2 protein-coding genes are annotated in these 634 nt (G+C 50.6%); both read right to left on the bottom strand.

The annotated features are described in order from the left end of the window. Positions 1-96: 96 nt before the first annotated feature. Entirely contained in the window at positions 97-372 is a 276-nt protein-coding gene (locus ACTBDZ_RS18330) for a phage integrase Arm DNA-binding domain-containing protein (protein ID WP_438816335.1), read from the bottom strand. Next, entirely contained in the window at positions 350-535 is a 186-nt protein-coding gene (locus ACTBDZ_RS18325; RefSeq protein ID WP_438816336.1) for an excisionase, read from the bottom strand. The genes ACTBDZ_RS18330 and ACTBDZ_RS18325 overlap by 23 nt, the downstream gene beginning before the upstream one ends. Between the last annotated feature and the right edge of the window lie 99 nt (positions 536-634).

Here is a 634-nt window from a genome sequence, read left to right as displayed (position 1 = left end):
CAGTATTGGTGACAGACCACCACAAGTATCCAACCTCAATTCTGTTCACAAGACCATCGTTGATGTTCTCGGCGAGCGATACCGTCGAATTTATTCTTAAAGTAGGTGCGGAATGACGGTTATATAACGTGATATCCACTCACTCAGGTATATCAGAGATGTACCGTTGATGCGGTCAATGAGCGGTGATTGTTTTGATGAGCCATAAATCGCAATATTAGCTGCTATGGCTTGCGTAATGGCCTCGCGACGATGGCGGCCCAGGCCATACTCTTTTCCGGTGCGCAGGTCACGGTAGCAAAAATAGCCGCCATTGCGCGGTTGCAGGTTTGGCGGCAAGTCGCGGTTCTTATGACTTCTCCGGCGTGCCATGTCTTATCCTCGATAACAGGGTGGGATGAGGGTAACCTGATGAGTTAAGGTTTTTGTTCTGGGTGAGCTTGCAGGCGTTTTCCTCAACCAGATACTCGCGCCCATCTCGTATCGGTGCGGGAAAAATCATTCCGTTCCTGACCAATCGCCTGACGGTTTCCATACAACGCGGACGGGGTTGCCGCCGGTTCCACTCGGATAAGGTGATGTATGCCATAATTGACCTCTGTTAAAATCAGGCCGCTGAGCCGTTCGTCATGAC

It is taken from the genome of Symbiopectobacterium sp., from assembly GCF_051710365.1.
In the GTDB taxonomy this organism is placed as follows: domain Bacteria; phylum Pseudomonadota; class Gammaproteobacteria; order Enterobacterales; family Enterobacteriaceae; genus Symbiopectobacterium.
Note: the sequence above shows the minus strand (reverse complement) of the source record. Positions and strands in the feature narration are given on the sequence as shown.